Genomic DNA, 18360 nt, shown 5'->3' on the forward strand with positions numbered 1-18360 from the left:
TTAGCACTTATTGAGAATCTAAAGTAATCTCCATCGCCAATTGAGTTTTTATGGTCGATTCTTGAGGACTACCAGCACTTTTAACACTCATTTCGCTATTTGAATTCATAGAAACAGCAGAGCGAACAGGCATTAATTTATCCAACCGGATTGTGGATTCTCCCCTACCTTGAGAAGCCAAAGATTGGAGATTTATATTAGAGCCGGCCGGAAGTTGGGGCGAGTTGACACTTTGGGGTTTTGCTTGCTGTTCTAAACCTATATTCAAAACTGCAACTCCCTCTTGAAAACTCATCAATTCATAGGTAGCAATATTGTTGACATTAATTCCGTTAGAATTTAGCGGAAAATCCAATCTCCATTTAGCTCCTTTGCCGACTGCTTCTGCTGGCAGTTGCACTGAAAGTTGCTCTATAGATTGAGACATTTGTCTAATTATTTGCTTGAAGTTATTGTCAGCTCCTTCTGGCACAATAAAGTCACCTCCTTTACTGAAGCCGCGACTGTCCATGATGAAAGAGCCTTTCAATCCTACCAGTTTTTTGATGGAGGAACGCATACTTTCCAGGGCAGAAGGGGGAGCATTTGTATTATCGCTAGTGACATCTGCCTTAGTGTAAGAAAACTGATAGTGAATATCCCCATTGGCATCAATCTTAGTAGCTTCTGTTTCCATAGTCACCACGGATGTGGGAACTTTTATTTCCTGGGTAGACTGACCGCCAGCAGATATTTTCATGCCCATTTTGATAGTCATCAAGGTTGTTTGCTTGACATTCAGAGCGGGTTTTAAACGCATTTGCTGTCGCGGTTCTGCTCCCAGGTTGATGATTTGGATTTGAGGGGGTTGGGAGGTGCGAATGGGTATGGAGTTCTCCCTGGCTGGCTGCTGTGCTACAATTGGAGGCTGTGCAATAACGACAGTCGGCATCAGCTCGATCGCCCTTCCGGCACTCAAAAAACCAATAGATGCTATAAACAGTGCTTTTTTCATGAATTAATGCTGAAATGAGTTAATTTTTGACCTGTTGCCAAAGTTGTTCTATGCTAACAAAATTGTAACCTCTTGCCAAAAGCAAGGGAATAATTTTTGCCGCAGCCGCCGCCACATCCTCGCCACCGCAATAACCGTCATGCAGTACAATAATTGAACCGTTTCCAGTTTGCTCCATGACGCGGTTGACAACTGTCAAAACCCCCGGCCGCACCCAATCTTCCGGGACAACACTCCACATCACAGGGCGATATTCCCACTGTTTTAATAACTGGAGTGTTTGAGGGGTAAAAAAGCCATTGGGAGGCCGCACATCGCGGATTAATTTGGGGTCTAAATTGCAAGCTTGGGAAATTGCTTTTTGCGTATCTTCTAAACTTTGCTTTAATTCCTGTGGTTTGAGTTTGGGAAAGGATACGTGTTGGTAGCCGTGGAGACCGATCCAGTGTCCGCGATCGCAAACTTGTTTAGCCACTTCGGGGTGTCTGTCCACGCAAAAACCCAGCCAGAAAAAACTAGCTGTAATGTTATATTTGTCTAAAACTTTTAACAGTTGAGGCGTGTGCTGTCGGTGCGGTCCGTCATCAAAAGTTAGGGCAATTTTGCGACTGTTGGCATCTCCCGTCCACAAGCATCCGGGAAAAGCTGTTTTGAGAATCGGGTGAACAACTGGAAATAAAGGTGCTAGCTGCATTAATTAACCTATAAAAATTGAGTTAGTCTACCATATAAATCTTCCGAAAAACCCCGCTCAGACAGGTTTAATCAGCTTAATTAAATTTTAACTCCTTTGATAGAGTGCCTAGAGAAATACTACCTAGAGACCTCTATCTCAAGGTCGATGCGATTAGCCTACGATGTAATCATATACTAAAAATCGTAACTAATCAACCAAAACTGAAGGTCTTAAAAATGACAGAAGCATATTTAGCAGAACGTACAGTGTCAGCCGTATTTAAAGAAGAAGAACAACTAGACGGTGTGATTAGACGCTTGCTCGATCGCGGTGTCTCCCGCGACCACATTTCAGTAATGGGGAAAAATTTTCAGTCCAAAACTAAAATTGCTGGGTTTCTGACTAAAAAAGATGTAATTTTAGGTGGCTTGCGCAGTGGGGCGATTTTTGGTTCGTTATTTGGTTCTTTTTTGGGTTTGCTAACAGGTGTTGGCGTGTTGTTTATTCCCTTTGTCGGTGCTGTAGTATCGGCGGGTCCCTTGGGTGCTGTATTGTTGGGTGCAGCTAGCGGGGCGATCGCCGGTTCTGCGGGTGCTGGTTTAGTCTCGGCTTTAGTTGCTTTGGGAATGCCCGAAGACAAAGCAACTATTTATCAAACCCGCGTGGAAGCAGGAGAATTTCTGGTAATGGCAGAAGTTCCGGCCGACAGAAGTGGCGAATTTCAACTATTATTAGAAAGTGCGGGTGGCGAAGAAATAGCTATTAGTGAAATGACACTGCCACGAGCTTGCACAGGTCGTTGTAATAGTCCGGCAGATTTGTCTCCAGAAGTGCGATCGCACCTGTCGGAAGCAGCTCAAAAAACATTTATAGAATCCTACAACGCCGCCTTTGACGAAAGCAAAGACTCTATACAAGCGGAACACACCGCATGGGAAACTATTCATCAGCAGTACGAAGAAGACGAACATGGCGTTTGGACAAAGCCTTTAGTCAAAGTCTAGTTCCCAGAAAGTGGTAAATTAATAAAAGATAGAGTTTAGCCTCTAGAACTTCGGTTCTGGGGGCTTGTGCAATTTTAGATGGTAGATTGGGAAAAACAGAATGTGTAATAGTTGAAAACTTGCCTAAAGAAGGGTGCTATGGGAAAATCATACCATTTATCTAAAATCGTGTAACAATCTTTGACCCCCCCTAACCCCCCCCTTATAAAGGGGAGGGACAAGACTACTGTTGCATTCTTTTTTAAAATTGGTATCATTATAATACTAATGTTACTTTGTCAAGTACAATATAGATATTTACCAGCTCAAACTCAGTGGCTCAATGCAAAAATACCTCTGTACAATTTGCAATTACGTCTATGACCCAGAAGTCGGCGACCCGGAATCGGGAATAGCTCCCGGTACTGCCTTTGAGGATATCCCCGATGATTGGGTTTGTCCCACTTGCGGGGCACAAAAATCCGATTTTGAACCAGAATAAGCGAGAAAAGAATTGTCAAATCGAAGCCTTAAAATTACAGTGGTCGGTGGCGGTGCTGCGGGTTTTTTTAGTGCAATTACTTGTGCTAAAATGTACCCCCAAGCCCGCGTCACTTTATTAGAAGCTGGGAGGCAACTCCTGGCAAAAGTTCGCATCTCTGGTGGGGGCCGCTGCAACGCAACTCATGCTTGTTTTGACCCCGCTATTTTAGTACAGAATTACCCCAGAGGAGGGAAAGCTCTACGCGGTGCATTTACTCGATTTCAACCTCGCGATACTGTCGAATGGTTTGCTAGTCATTCTGTTACATTGAAAACTGAAGCAGATGGGCGAATGTTTCCCGTGACAGATGATTCGGCGACAATTGTTAATTGTTTGATCCGGGCCGCTGAGGATGCTGGGGTGCAAATTCGCACTGGTGATGCGGTAGTTTTAGTCAAGCAATTAACCTGGGATATCGGGGAGGACGGGCACGCACCGTCCACGGCCCCTAGGTTTGAAATTGAGTTGAAGTCGGGGGAGAAATTAAAGTGCGATCGCCTGCTTCTGGCTACTGGTAGCAATCCCTCTGGTTTCAAGTGGGCAAAAGATTTAGGCCACACCATCGAACTGCCTGTTCCTTCTCTATTTACTTTTAACATTTCTGATAGCCGAATTCAAGATTTAGCTGGCGTTTCTGTTGCTAATGCTAAGGTAAAATTGCCAGGAGCCAAATTAGAACAAAGCGGGCCTTTGTTAATTACTCACTGGGGTTTGAGTGGGCCTGCTGTACTCAAACTTTCGGCTTGGGGTGCGAGATTTTTGCACGATCGCCATTATCGAGCTCCTGTGTTAATAAATTGGCTTCCCCAATACAACCCAGAAGTTTTGCGACAGCAATTGTTAGGGGTGAAGTCCCAGTTGTCCCACCGATTAGTTGTCTCTAGTTGTCCGTTTCCGATTCCGCGCCGCCTGTGGGAACGTTTGACAAGTGCGATCGGCATTGACGAGCCAAAACGCTGGGCTGATATCTCCAATAAAACCCTCGACAAACTCCTCCAAGAGCTCGTCCAAGGCGAATATCAGATAACAGGAAAAGGCGCATTTAAGGAAGAATTCGTCACCTGTGGGGGCGTTAACTTAAAAGAAGTCGATTTCAAAACTATGGAAAGTCGTCGCTGTCGGGGACTTTACTTTGCTGGGGAAATCTTGGATATCGACGGCGTAACAGGTGGTTTCAACTTCCAAAGTGCTTGGACTACGGCGTGGCTGGCTGGAAGTGCGATCGGCACATGAACAGGCGAATTACTGGCAAATATTAAAATTTGTGTTAATTTCTAGATGAAACGGATAAATTGTGCGTCCTGTTCAGCCTGTAAAAAAAATTCGCAGTTTTGCCTAGTCAACATCGGGTCAAACACATGAAAAACTTAAAGCTGAAAACCCCAGAAGTCGATCGCAACTTGGAATGCCATTTTGACTCACCTTTCATCGAAACAAATGGCTTACTGGAACTCAACCCAGAATTTACAACTCCTGAATTTTTAACCAACTGGAATTTTGAGACAAACCTCTACGAACAACCTGTTTGGATCGACCACTTTGTCATCACATTTCCCAGTCGCACAGCCTTAGAAAAATACGCCCAATCTTTCCGCCCCTTCGGCGCAAAAACAGTCGAAGGACCAGACTTATTTCCCATTAACTTTTGTGCGGAAAACATCAATATTCCCTCGGATTTGTGGCTGCATTTAATGACCTTATTAATGCCAGCCGGCGGCTTAGTCGTATTAGATGCACCCCACGCAGCAGGCGACCAAACATACCGCTTCCAGCAACAAAGAGGATTAGAAGCAGTTCACCACGTCGCGATTCGAGTTGAAAACGTGCAAAATGCTGCTATAATATGGCACAAGAAAAACTTCAAACCCCTATCCCAGCAGCCTCTAAATTCCAGCTCCTTAACTCAGTGGTTCCTGCAAAACCCCGCCGGACAAATCATCGAATTAATCGAACGCCACCCCGGCAACAACGCCACCTTTGACTGCAAAAACATCGCAGGTTTACGCCTCAGCGAAGAAGTTCGGCAAGGGATTATGTAAGGAATGTAACGGATGGAAAGAAGTCCGAGGGCAGAAAGAAGAAAATTCCCAAGGCCCAATTCCCGATGCCCAATCCCCCATTTTCCATTACCAATCACAAAATATATGGTTGCAATCAAAGTTCCCAAAGTCACAATTCAACCCCCAACCTTCAACTCAATAGAAGCCGAACGCAGCCACCGCAAACAGCGTCTAGCAGCAGCATTTCGATTATTTGCCCGCTTCGGATTCAGCGAAGGAATTGCCGGACATATTACCGTCCGCGATCCCGAACACCTAGACCATTTTTGGGTCAACTCCTTTGGAATGCACTTCAGTTTAATTCGAGTCAGCGACCTAATTTTAGTCAATCATAAAGGCGAAGTTGTCGAAGGAAATAAACCCGTAAACGAAGCCGCTTTTGCCATTCATTCCCAAGTCCATAGCGCGCGGCCCGACGTAATTGCCGCAGCCCACGCCCATTCTCCCTACGGTAAAAGTTGGTCGAGTTTGGGTCGCCTCCTAGACCCCCTAACGCAAGATGCTTGTTCTTTTTACCAAGACCACGCTTTATTTGACGATTACACCGGAGTTGTTTTGGAAATCGAAGAAGCTAAACGCATTGCCAAAAGTTTAGGTGAGAAAAAAGCGATTATTCTCCAAAATCACGGACTGTTAACAGTGGGTGAAACAGTAGATGAAGCGGCTTGGTGGTTTATTGCCATGGAACGTTGTTGTCAAGCGCAATTAATGGCAGAAGCAGCGGGAAAACCGATTTTAATCCAACCAGAATACGCGCATTTAACTCAGCAGCAAGTGGGCTCGCATCGTATGGGATGGTTTAGCTTTCAACCGCTTTACGATATGATAGTGCGTCGAGAACCTGACTTGTTAGATTAGCATTAGGACTTATACCAGTTTTTTATGAGGCTGCATAGAATCTGATCCCCCCTAACCCCCCTTAATAAGGGGGGAACAAGATTCTCCTCAAAGTCCCCCTTATTAAGGGGGATGCGAGGGGGATCGAGATATATGCAACTTCACATTAAATTGGTATTATCCAAAATCTGAGGGGAGCATCCTTTTTTATCAGAAAAGTGGGTTTAAAACCCCGTTGTTCTAGAACTGCTTTTCTTGTTCGCGGAAGCGGGTGGTGAGTAGATCAATCTAGGCTTCAATACCTGGTACTTTGCGATAGATATCTGGCAGGGTTAACTCACAATCAACACTAGGCAAATAGAGAAACTGCGATCGTTCTACCCCTACTCTATCTGTCACTTCATGTCGCAGCCATAGACCATCCTTAAGGGTGTAATGAACAATCTGTTGCTCAGTCTGGCTGACTAACACATAGTCTTCTAATGTGGAACAGGTTTGGTAATCGGCAAACTTTTCCGTACTATCAAAATTTGCCGTAGATTTTGATAATACTTCAATAATCAGTTTAGGGTAGCGGATAAAATCCTCGGTGGTCGTGATGTCCTCTGGATGGCAAGTTACAACAACATCGGGGTAATAGTAACAGTCTGCTGTTTCTAGCCTCACCTTAATATCCGATGCCATGACAAGACACGGCTGCTCTTTCAGATGAACATTGAGCAGTGACGATAGATTGCCAGCAATCACCACATGGGGTTTTTTAGCCCCAGCCATGGCGTAGACACGCCCCCGACGGTACTCGTGCTTGATGGGGCTGACACGCTCAGCTTCTAGGTAGTCTTCGGGGGAGATGTAGAAGTGTTGGGCAACCATAGAATGTGAAGATGACTGAGAAGGGCTATAGTGTTTTATTGTACTAATTATTTCAAAAATTTCCTTCCATTTCCAAGTCTTCAATTATCTGCAAACCGCGCGGATCGCCGACTCGCAACAGCGAAGATTTAGCATCTTCTCGCACGCCCATATCTTCGTCTTCTTCTAAAGATTCAATCAAAGCATCGATCGCCCCGGCATACACTACATTATTCGGCAATTCGCGGGCTAGTTGCCCGATCGCCCAAGCAGAGTTACTTCGCACAGCAGACACAGCATCTCGGCGCAGCGATTGAATCAACGGCGGAATCGCAGCAATCACCACATAGTAACCAACCTTTGCCATCTGACCTAGGGAACTGGCAGCCCACAAACGCACCGCTGAAATATCAGTTTTCAAAGCATCAATTAAAGGTACTAAAGCGCGATGATCCCGGCAATTGCCCAGAGCCCAAACTACTCCTTTGCGAACGTAACCGTTCCAATCCCGGTTTAGTTGGTCAATCAGGGGTTCCACAGCATCGGGACTCGGATTTCTGCCCAAGGCATAGGCTGCGCTCACCCGCACTAAGGGGCAGCCGTCTCTCAACAAAATAATTAAATGTGGAATTGCTCGCTCCTCTTGCAATTCGCAAAAAGCCCGCGCCGCCATCATTCGGTGCTGAGCTTCTGGAGATTCGAGTAAAGGCAGCATTTCCTCTGGATCTGGCAGCGGGGGTTCGGATTCTTCGAGTTGATCCAAATAGCTTTCCAGTTCCAAGTCGGTATCAATGGCGATCGGGTAGTCGTTATTGTGCATAAAAAAACTTTACTGCACTGAGGATGCTCCTGGGCAACTCAGTCGGTTGGCTGTTGTCGGTTGGCTGTCGTCGGTTGGCTGTTATCTGTTGTCTGTTGTCTGCCCCCAATCAGGAATAACGAATAACAACTAACCAATTATAAAGATTTTATCATCGAGAGGGAATGACTTTTATATCCTAATTTTTGATACAGATTCAATGCGGGCTGATTACTCATAAATACTTGCAAACCAATTTGTCGATCGCCCCTTTTTCTTACCCAATTTTCCGCATGATTAACTAAGGACTTACCGATTCCCAAACGGCGGTGTTCCCGCGATACATACAGCAGAAAAATGTGAGAGTAGCGTTCTCCGGTGCATTGGTCGATCGCATTTCCCAACCACAAACATCCCACAGCCGATTTGAGATTTTGAACTTGAGATTTCGGCTTTGGTTGAGAAGATGGAAGTGCCGATAAATTTGCTTCCTCTTCCCCCATGTTGTTCTGACACTCCACCAACCAAAGCGGTGTCTGCTTGGAAAAATATTGCTCAACTGTTTGAGCCAAATGTCCCAATTCCCCATCTGGGTAAAGCTCTCCATAGGTCCGGTGCATAAACTTTACCAAAATTGCCCGATCGAGTCCAGAACCCGATCGCAGCCCATAGCCCGGTATCAGATCCCCAGACATCTGATTAGCCAACACAGTTCGGGGAATAGTTGAAGCCCAACAAAATCTGATGCACCGAGGTCGCTTGCTTTTGTTGACTCACTTCCTCAATCGGTGCTGGGGCAGCCATGTCGGCTGGCAAAAAGATGCGAGCGCTCACTGCTACGAGGGCAGCGAAAAATACTAATACTGCTATCAATGGAGCAATGTATTGACGAATGATAGTCATAAGCGCAAAAATCTTAATTGGGAAGTTGATAATTTAAAGTATACCATATAAAGGCGAGCGGTTATAATTAATTTAAATGCACAATTAGGTCGCTGACTGGGCGGTCCTCAATACCAACAAACACCAAACATAATATTATGAGTTCCTCCCCTGCGGTTTATGAAGCTCTAGCCAAATCAATTGTTTATTTGAACGATCGACCAGACTCGCAAAATCTAGTTGCCCGTTTTCTAGACACTAACGGCTACTATATCGATCGCATCTTCGACGATACCCAAACGGGTCTGTATGCGATCGGCTTCGGTGCAGTAGATCCCAAAACCCCCCCCGTTCTGGTATTTCGGGGCACCGACTTTATCGGCGACGATGCTATATTTTCCGACTCGCCCAACATTGGTTTTGCCGAATTTGAAAACAACAAAGATGCGATCGAAAACTGGCTCCAAGAAATCAGGGAAAATACATCTCAAAATCCCAATCAGTTATTACCGGATACCATCGGTCACAGTGTAGGTGGTGCTATAGCTCAAATAGTCGCCACCGAATTTAGTTCGATTACTGGCGATATATTTACTTTCAACTCTCCCGGAGTCTCAAAAACTACAGTAAACGCATTTAAGAAAAACCTGACCAGAATTGGCAATAAAAATGTTAATCACTACATTGTCAGCGGAGATATCATCAGCCTGTTTGGCGAAGAATTTTTACCAGGAAAAGTATTTTTTCAAACTTTTACAGACCCCAATATTGAACCACTAACTGTCTTAGCCAAGCATCGCTCAGAAAAGCTGCTCACTAATCCCCCACCAGGTTTTTTCCAAAGGCAAATTGCTGTAGAAGACTTGAACAGTCCAGAATTGACCTATAACAACGACTCCGATTTTAATGAATTTATAGCGGCGATGAACTTTGCCCTACCAGAAGTGTCAATAGCAATCAGAACCAGAGCAGGTGCAGAAAGTTTAAGAACATCTCCAGAATTCTCTTTACTGGAACTCATCAAAGAAATTCAAATTGGTTTAGCTCCCCTACAACCAAACTATTTATTAGGAGACGATCGCAACAATGCAGCCACCGGGGGCAGTGGAGATGATACGATTATCGGCAACGGCGGTAACGATACTCTCAGGGGCAATAGAGGTAACGACAGTATCACTGGCGGTGGCGGAGACGACTTCTTATACGGCGGCAGAAATAACGATTATTTAAACGGAGGCGACGGAGACGATTTGATTGCCGGCGAGTTGGGCAACGATGTTTTAATTGGTGGCAGTGGACGCGATCGTTTTGTATTAGAATCCGGTGGAGGCTCAGATACGATCGTAGACTTTGAAGACTCTCAAGATTTAATTGCACTGTCACGGGGTCTAACTTTTGCTCAAATTAAAATTACTCAAGGTAATGACGGAGTTTTAATTAGTCTCCTGAATAATGGCTCCATTCTTGCTAATATTACTGGCGTATCTGCCAGTCAGATTTCGCGACCAGATTTTGTCCAGATTTAGATAATTTCTGATTCCTGTGAAGATTTTAGTCATCATCGGGAGCGATAATCACTAAAGTCCTGAATCACATGAAAATTGTACATAAGTAAATCTACTTAATTAAAGGCAAAATAGAGGTGACTAAAAAGCTTGCTGTCTGAACATTGTTCCTTATTGCTTTTTTATTCTACTTAAACGATCGCTAGTGTAAACTTAATTAAGTAGCTGAAACAGCAATCCCAAATCAACATAAAGGAAATAACAAAAATATGGCTTCTTCCCCCGCAGTTTACGAAAATATAGCCAAGCGATTAGTTTATATAGATGACAACCCCCAGTTACAACCTGTTGTTCAAGGTGGTTTAACCGCCGCCGGCTATCGAATCGATCGCACCTTCGACGATCCAACCACCGGATTTCACGCGATCGGCTTAATCTCCACCACCCCAGACAAACCGCCAGTTTTAGTATTTCGTGGCGGTGATACGGCGATCGACGATGTTGCATTCGGAGACAGGCGAGGTGTGGGTTTCAACCAATTTGAAGCCAACAAACAAGCATTAGAAAATTGGCTGACACAAATCAGTCAAGATACCACAAAAAACCCCAACCGCTTACCACCAGACGTTCTCGGCCACAGCTTGGGCGGTGCTTTAACCCAGCTAGCAGCCACCGAATTCACATCCGCGATCGGAGATGTTGTCACTTTCAATTCCCCCGGAATTGCTCGAAATACAGTCAATACATTTACCCAAAAAGCCGGCGCAGGCAAGAATGTAACTCACTACATTGTCAGCGGAGACTTTGTGAGTTTGGGTGGAGAAGCTTTTCTACCCGGACAAGTTATTTTACAAACATTTACCGATCCGGTTATCAATCCACTCTTAGTCCTAGATAAACATACTCAATCAGGCCTATTAACAACTCCCCCTCTAGGTTTAATTCAGACAGAAATCTCGGTCAACCAGTTGAGCAGCCCTGACTTTACTTTCACAGATTCCGACTATTTAGAGCTATTAGCTGGCTTAGATTTTGCCTTACCAGCACAGGGAGCAGCACTGAAATCACGCAGCACCACAGAGCAATTGAGAACCACACCTGGAGCCTCTTTTTTTGGAGTTATAACTCAAATCCAAGGTGCTCTAGCGCTGTCTCAACCTAATAACTTAGTAGGCGACGATGCCAACAATACAGCCTCCGGTTTTGCCGGGGACGATGTGATTGTTGGCAACGGGGGAAACGATACTCTCACTGGCAATCGTAACAATGATATCATTAGTGGTGGTAGTGGTAATGACCAGCTATTCGGCGGCAAAGGAGATGATAATTTAAACGGGGATACAGGGGACGATACCCTCGTTGGGGGAGTCGGTTCAGATCTGTTAATTGGCGGCGCGGGACGCGACGTGTTCGTGTTAGGAATAGGGGCAGGTAATGACACCATAATCGACTTTCAACAGGGTGAAGATTTAATCGGTTTGACCAAAGGTCTTACCTTTAACCAACTCACAATTAATGCCAGCGATTTTTCAACTCTGCTCCAATTTACCAGCACTGGTGAAGTTCTTGCCAGTTTCATTGGTCCTCAAGCAAACACTCTGACAGCTAGGGATTTCATCTCCATTTAATAGAAATCTACCCCAAATATTGATTGTGTGGCAGGCAACCAGCCTGCCCTTTACTGATTAATCTGGATCGTCCAGTCCAGGTCTGGGCATAGATGCTAATTTTGATTCATCTTCTAGTGGCAAAAAGAAGATTGTCATCATACCTGGAATCACAGCCAGTGCACTCATCAAGAAATAATTTTGATAGCCCAGATTCGCCTGCAAATAGCCACTAAAAACCCCAGGAATTAGCACTCCGGCGGCCATGAAGGCTGTGGTAATTGCATAATGGGAGGCTTCATATTCCGGGCGGACAGTCCGCATCAGGAACACTGTATAAGCAGCTACGCCCAGCCCATAGGTAAATTGCTCGATCGAATTTACGACATAAGCCCATTCAATCCCCGGTTGATTGATTGCCAACAGCCAATACAGCACGTTAGTAGAGTTTTGCAAAATAGCCGTCGGCCACATCCATTTTTTCAGTCCTTGTTTCGCAATTAAATAGCCCCCTAACAGCCCTCCAATTAACAGAAACATTACCCCTAAAGTACCCGATAACAAGCCCATATCCGAGGTAGAAACCGCTAATCCTCCTTTTTCCACTTTATCCATTAAAAATGGAGGAGCCATTTTAAAAGTCAAGGCATCTCCCAATCTAAAAATCAAGACATAAGTTACAATCCAACCAATTTTATCTTGCTGAAAATAGGTGATAAATGACTCCAAAAAAGTGGTGGTTTGCCGAGGTGTACCCGCTTCCTCCGCATAATTTCTAGGATAGGGCAGATACCACCGTTGAAAGAGATAAATCAGCACAAACATAATGGCACAAATGCCAAAAGCTGTCGCCCATCCGTAGCTAAGGGCAGTCACGTTAAAAGACGAACCCAAAAAAGACAACTGAATGTCTTGATATACTTTGGTATCGCTACCATTTCCCGTCACTAAATACTGTTCTGCTAGTTTACCAGCCAAAAAAACCAAGACACCGCTACCGACAATGACAGCACCTCTATAAGCCGTGTTGCGCACCCCGACAAATAGTGCTTGTTGGTCTTTATTAAGCGTGTTTAAATAAAATCCGTCAATGGCGATGTCGTGAGTAGCCGAAACAAAGGCAATGGCCGTAAAAATGACCAGCGATATCATAATAGGATGGGGTGTTAACACACCAAAAGCTAGGAAAGCGAACAAAAAAGCACAAAGGATTTCCATGTTTAAAATCCACTTACGCTTAGTTGAATACAAATCAACTACGGGGCCCCACAAACCTTTTAACACCCAAGGAAAAGACAAAAGACTTGTCAATCCGATCAGTTCGTTGCTGGTTCCCAAACCTTTCAAAAAAATCACCGACATTAAATTAACGACGGTGTAAGGGAGACCTTGGGCGAAGTATAATACTGATACCCACAATCCAGCGTTATGTTTTTTTTCCATTGCCAAGATATTTTACCTAGTTACTTATGAGATTTACTGAGTGCGATCGGCATTTTCCGGGATGTCAAACTGCTTGCATCACAGTATATGGCATTGCGATACCAACGGCCGCAATATAAGCTTTGTATCTTAGCATCATTACACCTCAGAAATGCTTTGATTTGTCGATTGACACTCTCAGGTCTAAAGACGCTGAGATTCTTAAGAAATTTCGTTCTTAATATCCTGATTGCTCAGGTTCCCAAACTCACCACGTTTGCCTGTCCGGCGTGGTGATATCTTTTGGGCGTTTAGGTGTTGAACACCAGGTTTCGCGGAGTCCCCGCGTACCATTTTCAAAGCTCGATCTCCAATCGTTTTTGCAGCGCCAATATCGGCGTGTTCGTGATATCCACATTCTACACAGATGAATTTTTCACCATCTCTATTTGATTTGTCGATCTGACCGCAATTCCTGCATTCTTGACTAGAATGTTTGGGATTAACTTTGATTACGATTTTTCCTTGCTTTGCAGCTAGATACTCAATCTTTAATCCCAAATCTCCCCAACTTGCATCGGAGATAGCACGATTCAATCCCTTTTTTCTGGATTGCCCGTTCTTCAGAAACCTTCCAGTTTTCTCATCACTTTTTACCTTGCATCGACGCATCATCCCAGAGATATTTAAATCTTCTATGGCAATCACATCGACGTTACGAGATACTATTAAATTCGCAGCTTTCCATATTGCTGCTTCATAAAGTCCATGATTGGTGTTATTCCCAGCAGTGGAGATTTTGCCAAATCCCATGATTCTGCTGGCTTGATCTCCAGCAAAGCAAGCAGGGTTAAGGCTGAACGTTCGTTAAGCTGCCCTTTTGGAAAGCCAAGTGCTGCAAGTATTTCTAAAGCTTCATTGATGTGATTTTCGCTAGTCATTTGGTGATTTTATAACTAATTTATTGCGTTCAGTAGTTGTTTTTCGACAAGTTCGTCAATTTGGCATTGTGTCGGAAATATTTCTCCCATTTGATTACCAAGTAAGAGTAATTGCTCTAGACTAGGATACTTCAAACTCCGCAAATCTGTAGCATTGACTTGAGTATGCCCGCTGAAGAGTCGAAAAAACCTATCTACAAGGTTGGAATTCAGATAAATTGCCAATCCTCGCGCGAGGATGAGGTCTAGTCCGCGTCCATGTTTGTGAAAGTAATTCAAATGATTTTCAAAACCAACCCTAGAATTATTAATTTGGTCCGCATCCCAAACTACTGCCACGATTCGCTTTTTCTCTTCTTTAGATGAGAAACGCTTGACCAAAACATAATGTTCGTTAGGAACGAGTAAAGGAGCAGTTTTATCGTTAACTGCTAAAGCTTGATGTTTTTTCGTTAGTGTGGGATATTCAACATAACCAGCAGAAAAGTGGGCGGGATAAATCAGGGGAACAGTACCATAATCTGGTTCTATTCGCAATTCAGATAAAACCCTAAAGTCAACAACCTTGCCTGTTGAGACTGTTAAAAATAGTTCTTTGAGAGTGAAACTAAATTGTGCCATTTTATAGACTATTTTCTGGTCTATAGAATTTGGCAAAATACGAATAAATTGCTCTGAATCACTAGGATTAACTAGCTCGTCATAGCGCAGTGAGTGAGATGAAATTAGGTAATCGCCAGCAGTTGTGCTTGAGTTGACAAGTACAGTATCTGGCTTTTCTATTTGTTTGGTAGCGCGAACAATCATAGTTTCTTGCAAAACTGCATCATCGGCAAAGGGCAACCGTCGCGATTCAAAGATGTGTAATTGACGTAAAGCCATCATTTGTAGCAATACTTTGCGAAAATCTCGAAAGTATAAACCGTTGCAAAAGCTACGCGGAGTAATCGATACTAATTCACCATTTGGTTTGAGTAAGTGAGCGGTGGCAACTATAAAACCAGCATAGAGATTACTGGTTTCTACTCCTATAGAACGAAGCAAACTTCGGACTTGGGATTTAGCATTAATCTTGGTATAGGGAGGATTGATAATTGCATTGGTAAATTCCAGCTTTAATGCCTGTGTAAATAGATTAGGGTGTAACATATCAGCAGCGTCTTGAATGAAATCTAGTTGACGAATATCATAGGTAAAAGATATACCTGCACTGTGACATTCTCTACTGCACCAGTCTAAAGTTTGTTTGAGATATTCAATCAAAATAATGTCAATTTCATAAGCTGTAATGTGCAAGGTACGAGGTTTTTCGGGGCGCTGACACAGCTCGCAAACAACTGCTGCTAGCAGCGAACCAATACCAGCACCGGCATCTAACAGCGATATATCGGGACAGTTAAATTCAAACATTCTCGCCATTAAAACTGCCACGGATGAAGGTGTTAAAAATTGTCCTTTTTCTCCTCTCTGGCTTTGTTGCAACTTCCGGGTTGCTTCTGGGCGCAACAAGTCTACTCTTTCTAGGAGATTGCTGGCAGTTGTGTTTTTGTCAGCCGGAAGGGTTCGTGTTGGAAAATGTGGTGATATCATTTGTTGAGAAAAAGTCTATCTCTACTTGAGCTTATTTTCGCCTAAATTGGATGAGTGTTATTGAACCGCGAAGACGCGAAGGACACGAAGGAAGAAATAGGAAGTAAATAAAATCTTCTACGGGGAAGGGAGTAAGAGGCAGGAGCGCCTTTTCCTGCATACCGTGTGTTTTGCAATCAGGATTTTACTTATTTACCCACTTAATATAACATTGTGCGAAAATGTCAACCGGACTCTCAAATCAATAGTCCGTAAACAACAGTTAAACGCTCTCTCACACAATTCTGATGCGTAAATCCAAAACATTCTTTTTGTCAAGCCTGTTTTCGATCGGCTTAACAATCAGTTTTCTCCTGACTCCAGGCTGGTTATCACACTGGTTTCCGAATCGGGCGATAGCAAATCCCCCCCCACAAACCCAAACTTCGGAATTTCGAGCCTTCTGGGTGGACGCATTTAATCCGGGCTTCAAAACACCTCAAGAAGTCACCAAATTGATTGCAGATGCTAAACTGGCTAACGCCAATGCGATCGTCGCCCAAGTTCGCCGCCGTGGTGATGCTTTTTACACCAGTGCGATCGAACCACGCACCCTCGATCCTAACGTTCCCGTCGGTTTCGATCCACTCCAAGATTTGATTGACAAAGCCCACGCCGCAGGTATGGAAGTCCACGCTTGGATGGTAACGCTACCAGTAGTTTCCGGCGGTAAACTGCCCGCGGGTCACGTTTGGCAACAACACGGACCTAATGCTCCAGGAAGGGACAATTGGGCGATGCTGACTTACGGTGGGGAATCGAAAGGTTTTCTCGATCCGGGCCATCCAGATGCCTTGGATTATACTGTTTCCGTCTATTTGGACTTGCTGAAGCGTTACGATGTGGACGGCGTACAGTTGGATTACGTGCGCTATGGCGGGCCGGATTGGGGCTACAATCCGACTGCGATCGCCCGTTTTAACCAGCAAACGGGGCGCACTGGTACACCGAAACCAAGCGATCCCGCCTGGATGCAGTGGCGGCGCGATCGCGTGACGGAATTAGTGCGGAAGCTTTATGTAGAAGCCCTGGCGATTAAACCGCGAGTGAAAGTGACGGCGGCGACGATCGCCTGGGGCGACGGCCCGAAAAATGATGAAGGTTGGTATAAAACGCAACCTTACAAAGAAGTCCTGCAAGATTGGCGGGCTTGGCTGGAAGAAGGGATCGTCGATATGGCGATGCCGATGACGTACCAGCGCGAGTACAAGCCGCAGCAGAAACGCGGTTACGACAATTGGATTGAGTACGCTAAAGACCATCAATACAACCGCCAAATTGCGATCGGACCTGGTAATTATCTCAACTACATTGAAGACACCCTAGCCCAGATTCGCCGCGCCGAAGCGCCATCTGCTAAAGGAAATCAAGTCGCAGGCACGGTGCTGTATTCCTACGCTAGCAGCAACGTCTATGCTAATGTCGAACTGCGATCGGGCGGTAGTGGCGATTTGCCCCGTCAGCCCTGGAAATTCGTGTCCCAGAGTAATGATTGGTTTTATAACGCCCTGTCCCACCCCACTCAATACGTGGACGGCGCTACGGGCAGAACTGTTCAAACTCAGCCTGTGTGGGCTACTCCGGCGGAGATTCCCGATATGCCTTGGAAGTCGCGGCCGACTATGGGTGCGATCGCGGGCAATTTGCAACAGTGTTCTAGAACTTGCGACGGTGCGAGCTTGACATTACAGGCGATCGATGCTCCCGCCAAAGTGCGTCAACTCCGCACCGATGGTAAAGGATGGTTTGGGGCGATCGAGCTTTCTCCTGGTTCTTATCAGTTGAAAGTTGATGGAACTCAAATTCAACAAACTGTTAATGTTGCCGCAGGTGAGGTCGCAAAAATGAATTTGTAGTAAAGATTTCACTCTTTTCTACTCGTTCCCAGGAAGAGCCTGGTAACGCAGATAGGCGAGGAAGAGTCTCGCTTACATCGGTTCCCAGGTTCTGCCTGGGAACCCGTTAAGCTACAATTAAATTATTCCACATCATATTATAAATTTAGTGAGGGAACTATGCTCATCACAGAAGCCCCTTTCACGCTCCGCAAATGGACAGTTGAAGAATATCACAAGTTGGGAGAAATAGGATTTTTTAACCCAGAGGAGCGAGTGGAATTAATTGCAGGAAATATTATCCAAATGAGTGCAAAAGGAACTGCTCACACTTCAGCCACTAGACGTACTGCTAGCGTGCTGCGCAATCTTCTGGGAGATCGGGCTGCTGTTTATACCCAAGATCCGATCGCCCTCGACGACAATTCTGAGCCTGAACCGGATATCACTTTAGTAATAATAGATCCGTTGGATTATGCGACTCACCATCCAACTCCTTCAGAGGTATATCTGATTATCGAAGTAGCAGATAGCAGCTTAACTTACGATCGCCAAGTTAAAGCGAAAATTTACGCGCGATCGGGAATTGCCGATTATTGGGTATTAAATGTGAACGATCGGCAACTTCATGTTTTTCGAGAACCTGCTGAAAATGGGTATCAAAGCGAATTGATTCTTGGGGAAAATGGGAGCATTTCACCGCTGCATTTTCCGGCTGTCAATATCGCAATTCCCGAAATGTTGCCACCAATTAGATCGAATTGAAAACGGCTGTAGCAATTCTATAGCAATTC

At 44.8% G+C, this 18360-nt stretch carries 19 protein-coding genes; 9 read left to right on the plus strand and 10 right to left on the minus strand.

Going from position 1 to position 18360, the window contains the following annotated elements; genetic code table 11:
• Positions 1 to 7: 7 nt before the first annotated feature.
• Together AAFP14_RS14550 and AAFP14_RS14555 are read right to left on the minus strand one after the other, a co-directional pair.
• The gene (locus tag AAFP14_RS14550) at positions 8 to 994 is read right to left on the minus strand and encodes a hypothetical protein (protein WP_341732965.1); all 987 of its coding nucleotides are present in this window, start codon (positions 992 to 994) and stop codon (positions 8 to 10) included.
• A 19-nt stretch (positions 995 to 1013) separates the two neighbouring features.
• Complete coding sequence (locus AAFP14_RS14555; RefSeq protein ID WP_341732966.1) at positions 1014 to 1688, minus strand: polysaccharide deacetylase family protein; 675 nt, start codon at positions 1686 to 1688, stop codon at positions 1014 to 1016.
• A 218-nt stretch (positions 1689 to 1906) separates the two neighbouring features.
• On the opposite strand from AAFP14_RS14555, the gene AAFP14_RS14560 reads away from it, so the two are divergent.
• The 5 genes from AAFP14_RS14560 to AAFP14_RS14580 all read left to right on the plus strand — a co-directional run bounded on the left by AAFP14_RS14560 (position 1907) and on the right by AAFP14_RS14580 (position 6115).
• On the plus strand, positions 1907 to 2674 hold the full coding sequence (locus AAFP14_RS14560; RefSeq protein WP_341732967.1) for a ChaB family protein: 768 nt from the start codon (positions 1907 to 1909) through the stop codon (positions 2672 to 2674).
• Positions 2675 to 2996: 322 nt separating this feature from the next.
• Positions 2997 to 3155 carry a rubredoxin gene (gene rd / locus AAFP14_RS14565; protein ID WP_341732968.1) on the plus strand — a complete coding sequence of 53 codons (159 nt, stop codon included), beginning with the start codon at positions 2997 to 2999 and terminating at the stop codon, positions 3153 to 3155.
• A 12-nt stretch (positions 3156 to 3167) separates the two neighbouring features.
• Positions 3168 to 4430: a BaiN/RdsA family NAD(P)/FAD-dependent oxidoreductase gene (locus tag AAFP14_RS14570; RefSeq protein ID WP_341732969.1), complete on the plus strand. Its 1263-nt coding sequence runs from the start codon at positions 3168 to 3170 to the stop codon at positions 4428 to 4430.
• Between the two features lie 125 nt (positions 4431 to 4555).
• On the plus strand, positions 4556 to 5236 hold the full coding sequence (locus tag AAFP14_RS14575; RefSeq protein ID WP_341732970.1) for a hypothetical protein: 681 nt from the start codon (positions 4556 to 4558) through the stop codon (positions 5234 to 5236).
• A 105-nt stretch (positions 5237 to 5341) separates the two neighbouring features.
• Positions 5342 to 6115, plus strand: a complete 774-nt coding sequence (locus tag AAFP14_RS14580) for a class II aldolase/adducin family protein (RefSeq protein ID WP_341732971.1) — start codon at positions 5342 to 5344, stop codon at positions 6113 to 6115.
• A gap of 267 nt (positions 6116 to 6382) precedes the next feature.
• On the opposite strand, the gene AAFP14_RS14585 is transcribed toward AAFP14_RS14580, so the two are convergent.
• The 4 genes from AAFP14_RS14585 to AAFP14_RS14600 form a co-directional block, all read right to left on the minus strand.
• Positions 6383 to 6967: a Uma2 family endonuclease gene (locus AAFP14_RS14585; protein ID WP_341732972.1), complete on the minus strand. Its 585-nt coding sequence runs from the start codon at positions 6965 to 6967 to the stop codon at positions 6383 to 6385.
• 52 nt (positions 6968 to 7019) lie between these two features.
• Positions 7020 to 7766 carry a HEAT repeat domain-containing protein gene (locus AAFP14_RS14590; protein WP_341732973.1) on the minus strand — a complete coding sequence of 249 codons (747 nt, stop codon included), beginning with the start codon at positions 7764 to 7766 and terminating at the stop codon, positions 7020 to 7022.
• Positions 7767 to 7903: 137 nt separating this feature from the next.
• Positions 7904 to 8440 carry a GNAT family N-acetyltransferase gene (locus AAFP14_RS14595; RefSeq protein ID WP_341732974.1) on the minus strand — a complete coding sequence of 179 codons (537 nt, stop codon included), beginning with the start codon at positions 8438 to 8440 and terminating at the stop codon, positions 7904 to 7906.
• 4 nt (positions 8441 to 8444) lie between these two features.
• Positions 8445 to 8648, minus strand: coding sequence for a hypothetical protein (locus AAFP14_RS14600; RefSeq protein WP_341732975.1), 204 nt, complete (start codon positions 8646 to 8648; stop codon positions 8445 to 8447).
• Positions 8649 to 8785: 137 nt separating this feature from the next.
• Between AAFP14_RS14600 and AAFP14_RS14605 the strand changes: the two genes are divergently transcribed.
• The gene (locus tag AAFP14_RS14605) at positions 8786 to 10153 is read left to right on the plus strand and encodes an alpha/beta hydrolase family protein (RefSeq protein ID WP_341732976.1); all 1368 of its coding nucleotides are present in this window, start codon (positions 8786 to 8788) and stop codon (positions 10151 to 10153) included.
• Positions 10154 to 10401: 248 nt separating this feature from the next.
• Positions 10402 to 11760 carry a Tle-like phospholipase domain-containing protein gene (locus AAFP14_RS14610; protein WP_341732977.1) on the plus strand — a complete coding sequence of 453 codons (1359 nt, stop codon included), beginning with the start codon at positions 10402 to 10404 and terminating at the stop codon, positions 11758 to 11760.
• A gap of 57 nt (positions 11761 to 11817) precedes the next feature.
• Here the strand turns inward: AAFP14_RS14610 and AAFP14_RS14615 are convergent, their stop codons facing one another.
• The 4 genes from AAFP14_RS14615 to AAFP14_RS14630 all read right to left on the minus strand — a co-directional run bounded on the left by AAFP14_RS14615 (position 11818) and on the right by AAFP14_RS14630 (position 15692).
• Positions 11818 to 13182, minus strand: coding sequence for an MFS transporter (locus AAFP14_RS14615; RefSeq protein WP_341732978.1), 1365 nt, complete (start codon positions 13180 to 13182; stop codon positions 11818 to 11820).
• A gap of 201 nt (positions 13183 to 13383) precedes the next feature.
• Positions 13384 to 13869: a transposase gene (locus tag AAFP14_RS14620; RefSeq protein ID WP_341732979.1), complete on the minus strand. Its 486-nt coding sequence runs from the start codon at positions 13867 to 13869 to the stop codon at positions 13384 to 13386.
• A gap of 20 nt (positions 13870 to 13889) precedes the next feature.
• Positions 13890 to 14102: a hypothetical protein gene (locus tag AAFP14_RS14625; protein ID WP_341732980.1), complete on the minus strand. Its 213-nt coding sequence runs from the start codon at positions 14100 to 14102 to the stop codon at positions 13890 to 13892.
• Positions 14103 to 14117: 15 nt separating this feature from the next.
• Positions 14118 to 15692, minus strand: a complete 1575-nt coding sequence (locus AAFP14_RS14630; RefSeq protein WP_341732981.1) for an Eco57I restriction-modification methylase domain-containing protein — start codon at positions 15690 to 15692, stop codon at positions 14118 to 14120.
• 287 nt (positions 15693 to 15979) lie between these two features.
• On the opposite strand from AAFP14_RS14630, the gene AAFP14_RS14635 reads away from it, so the two are divergent.
• A complete protein-coding gene (locus tag AAFP14_RS14635) occupies positions 15980 to 17587 on the plus strand; it encodes a family 10 glycosylhydrolase (RefSeq protein WP_341732982.1) in 1608 nt (535 codons plus the stop codon).
• 159 nt (positions 17588 to 17746) lie between these two features.
• Positions 17747 to 18331: a Uma2 family endonuclease gene (locus tag AAFP14_RS14640; protein ID WP_341732983.1), complete on the plus strand. Its 585-nt coding sequence runs from the start codon at positions 17747 to 17749 to the stop codon at positions 18329 to 18331.
• The last annotated feature ends 29 nt before the right edge of the window (positions 18332 to 18360 follow it).

Source organism: Microcoleus sp. EPA2, assembly GCA_020882975.1.
Lineage (GTDB): Bacteria > Cyanobacteriota > Cyanobacteriia > Cyanobacteriales > Microcoleaceae > Microcoleus.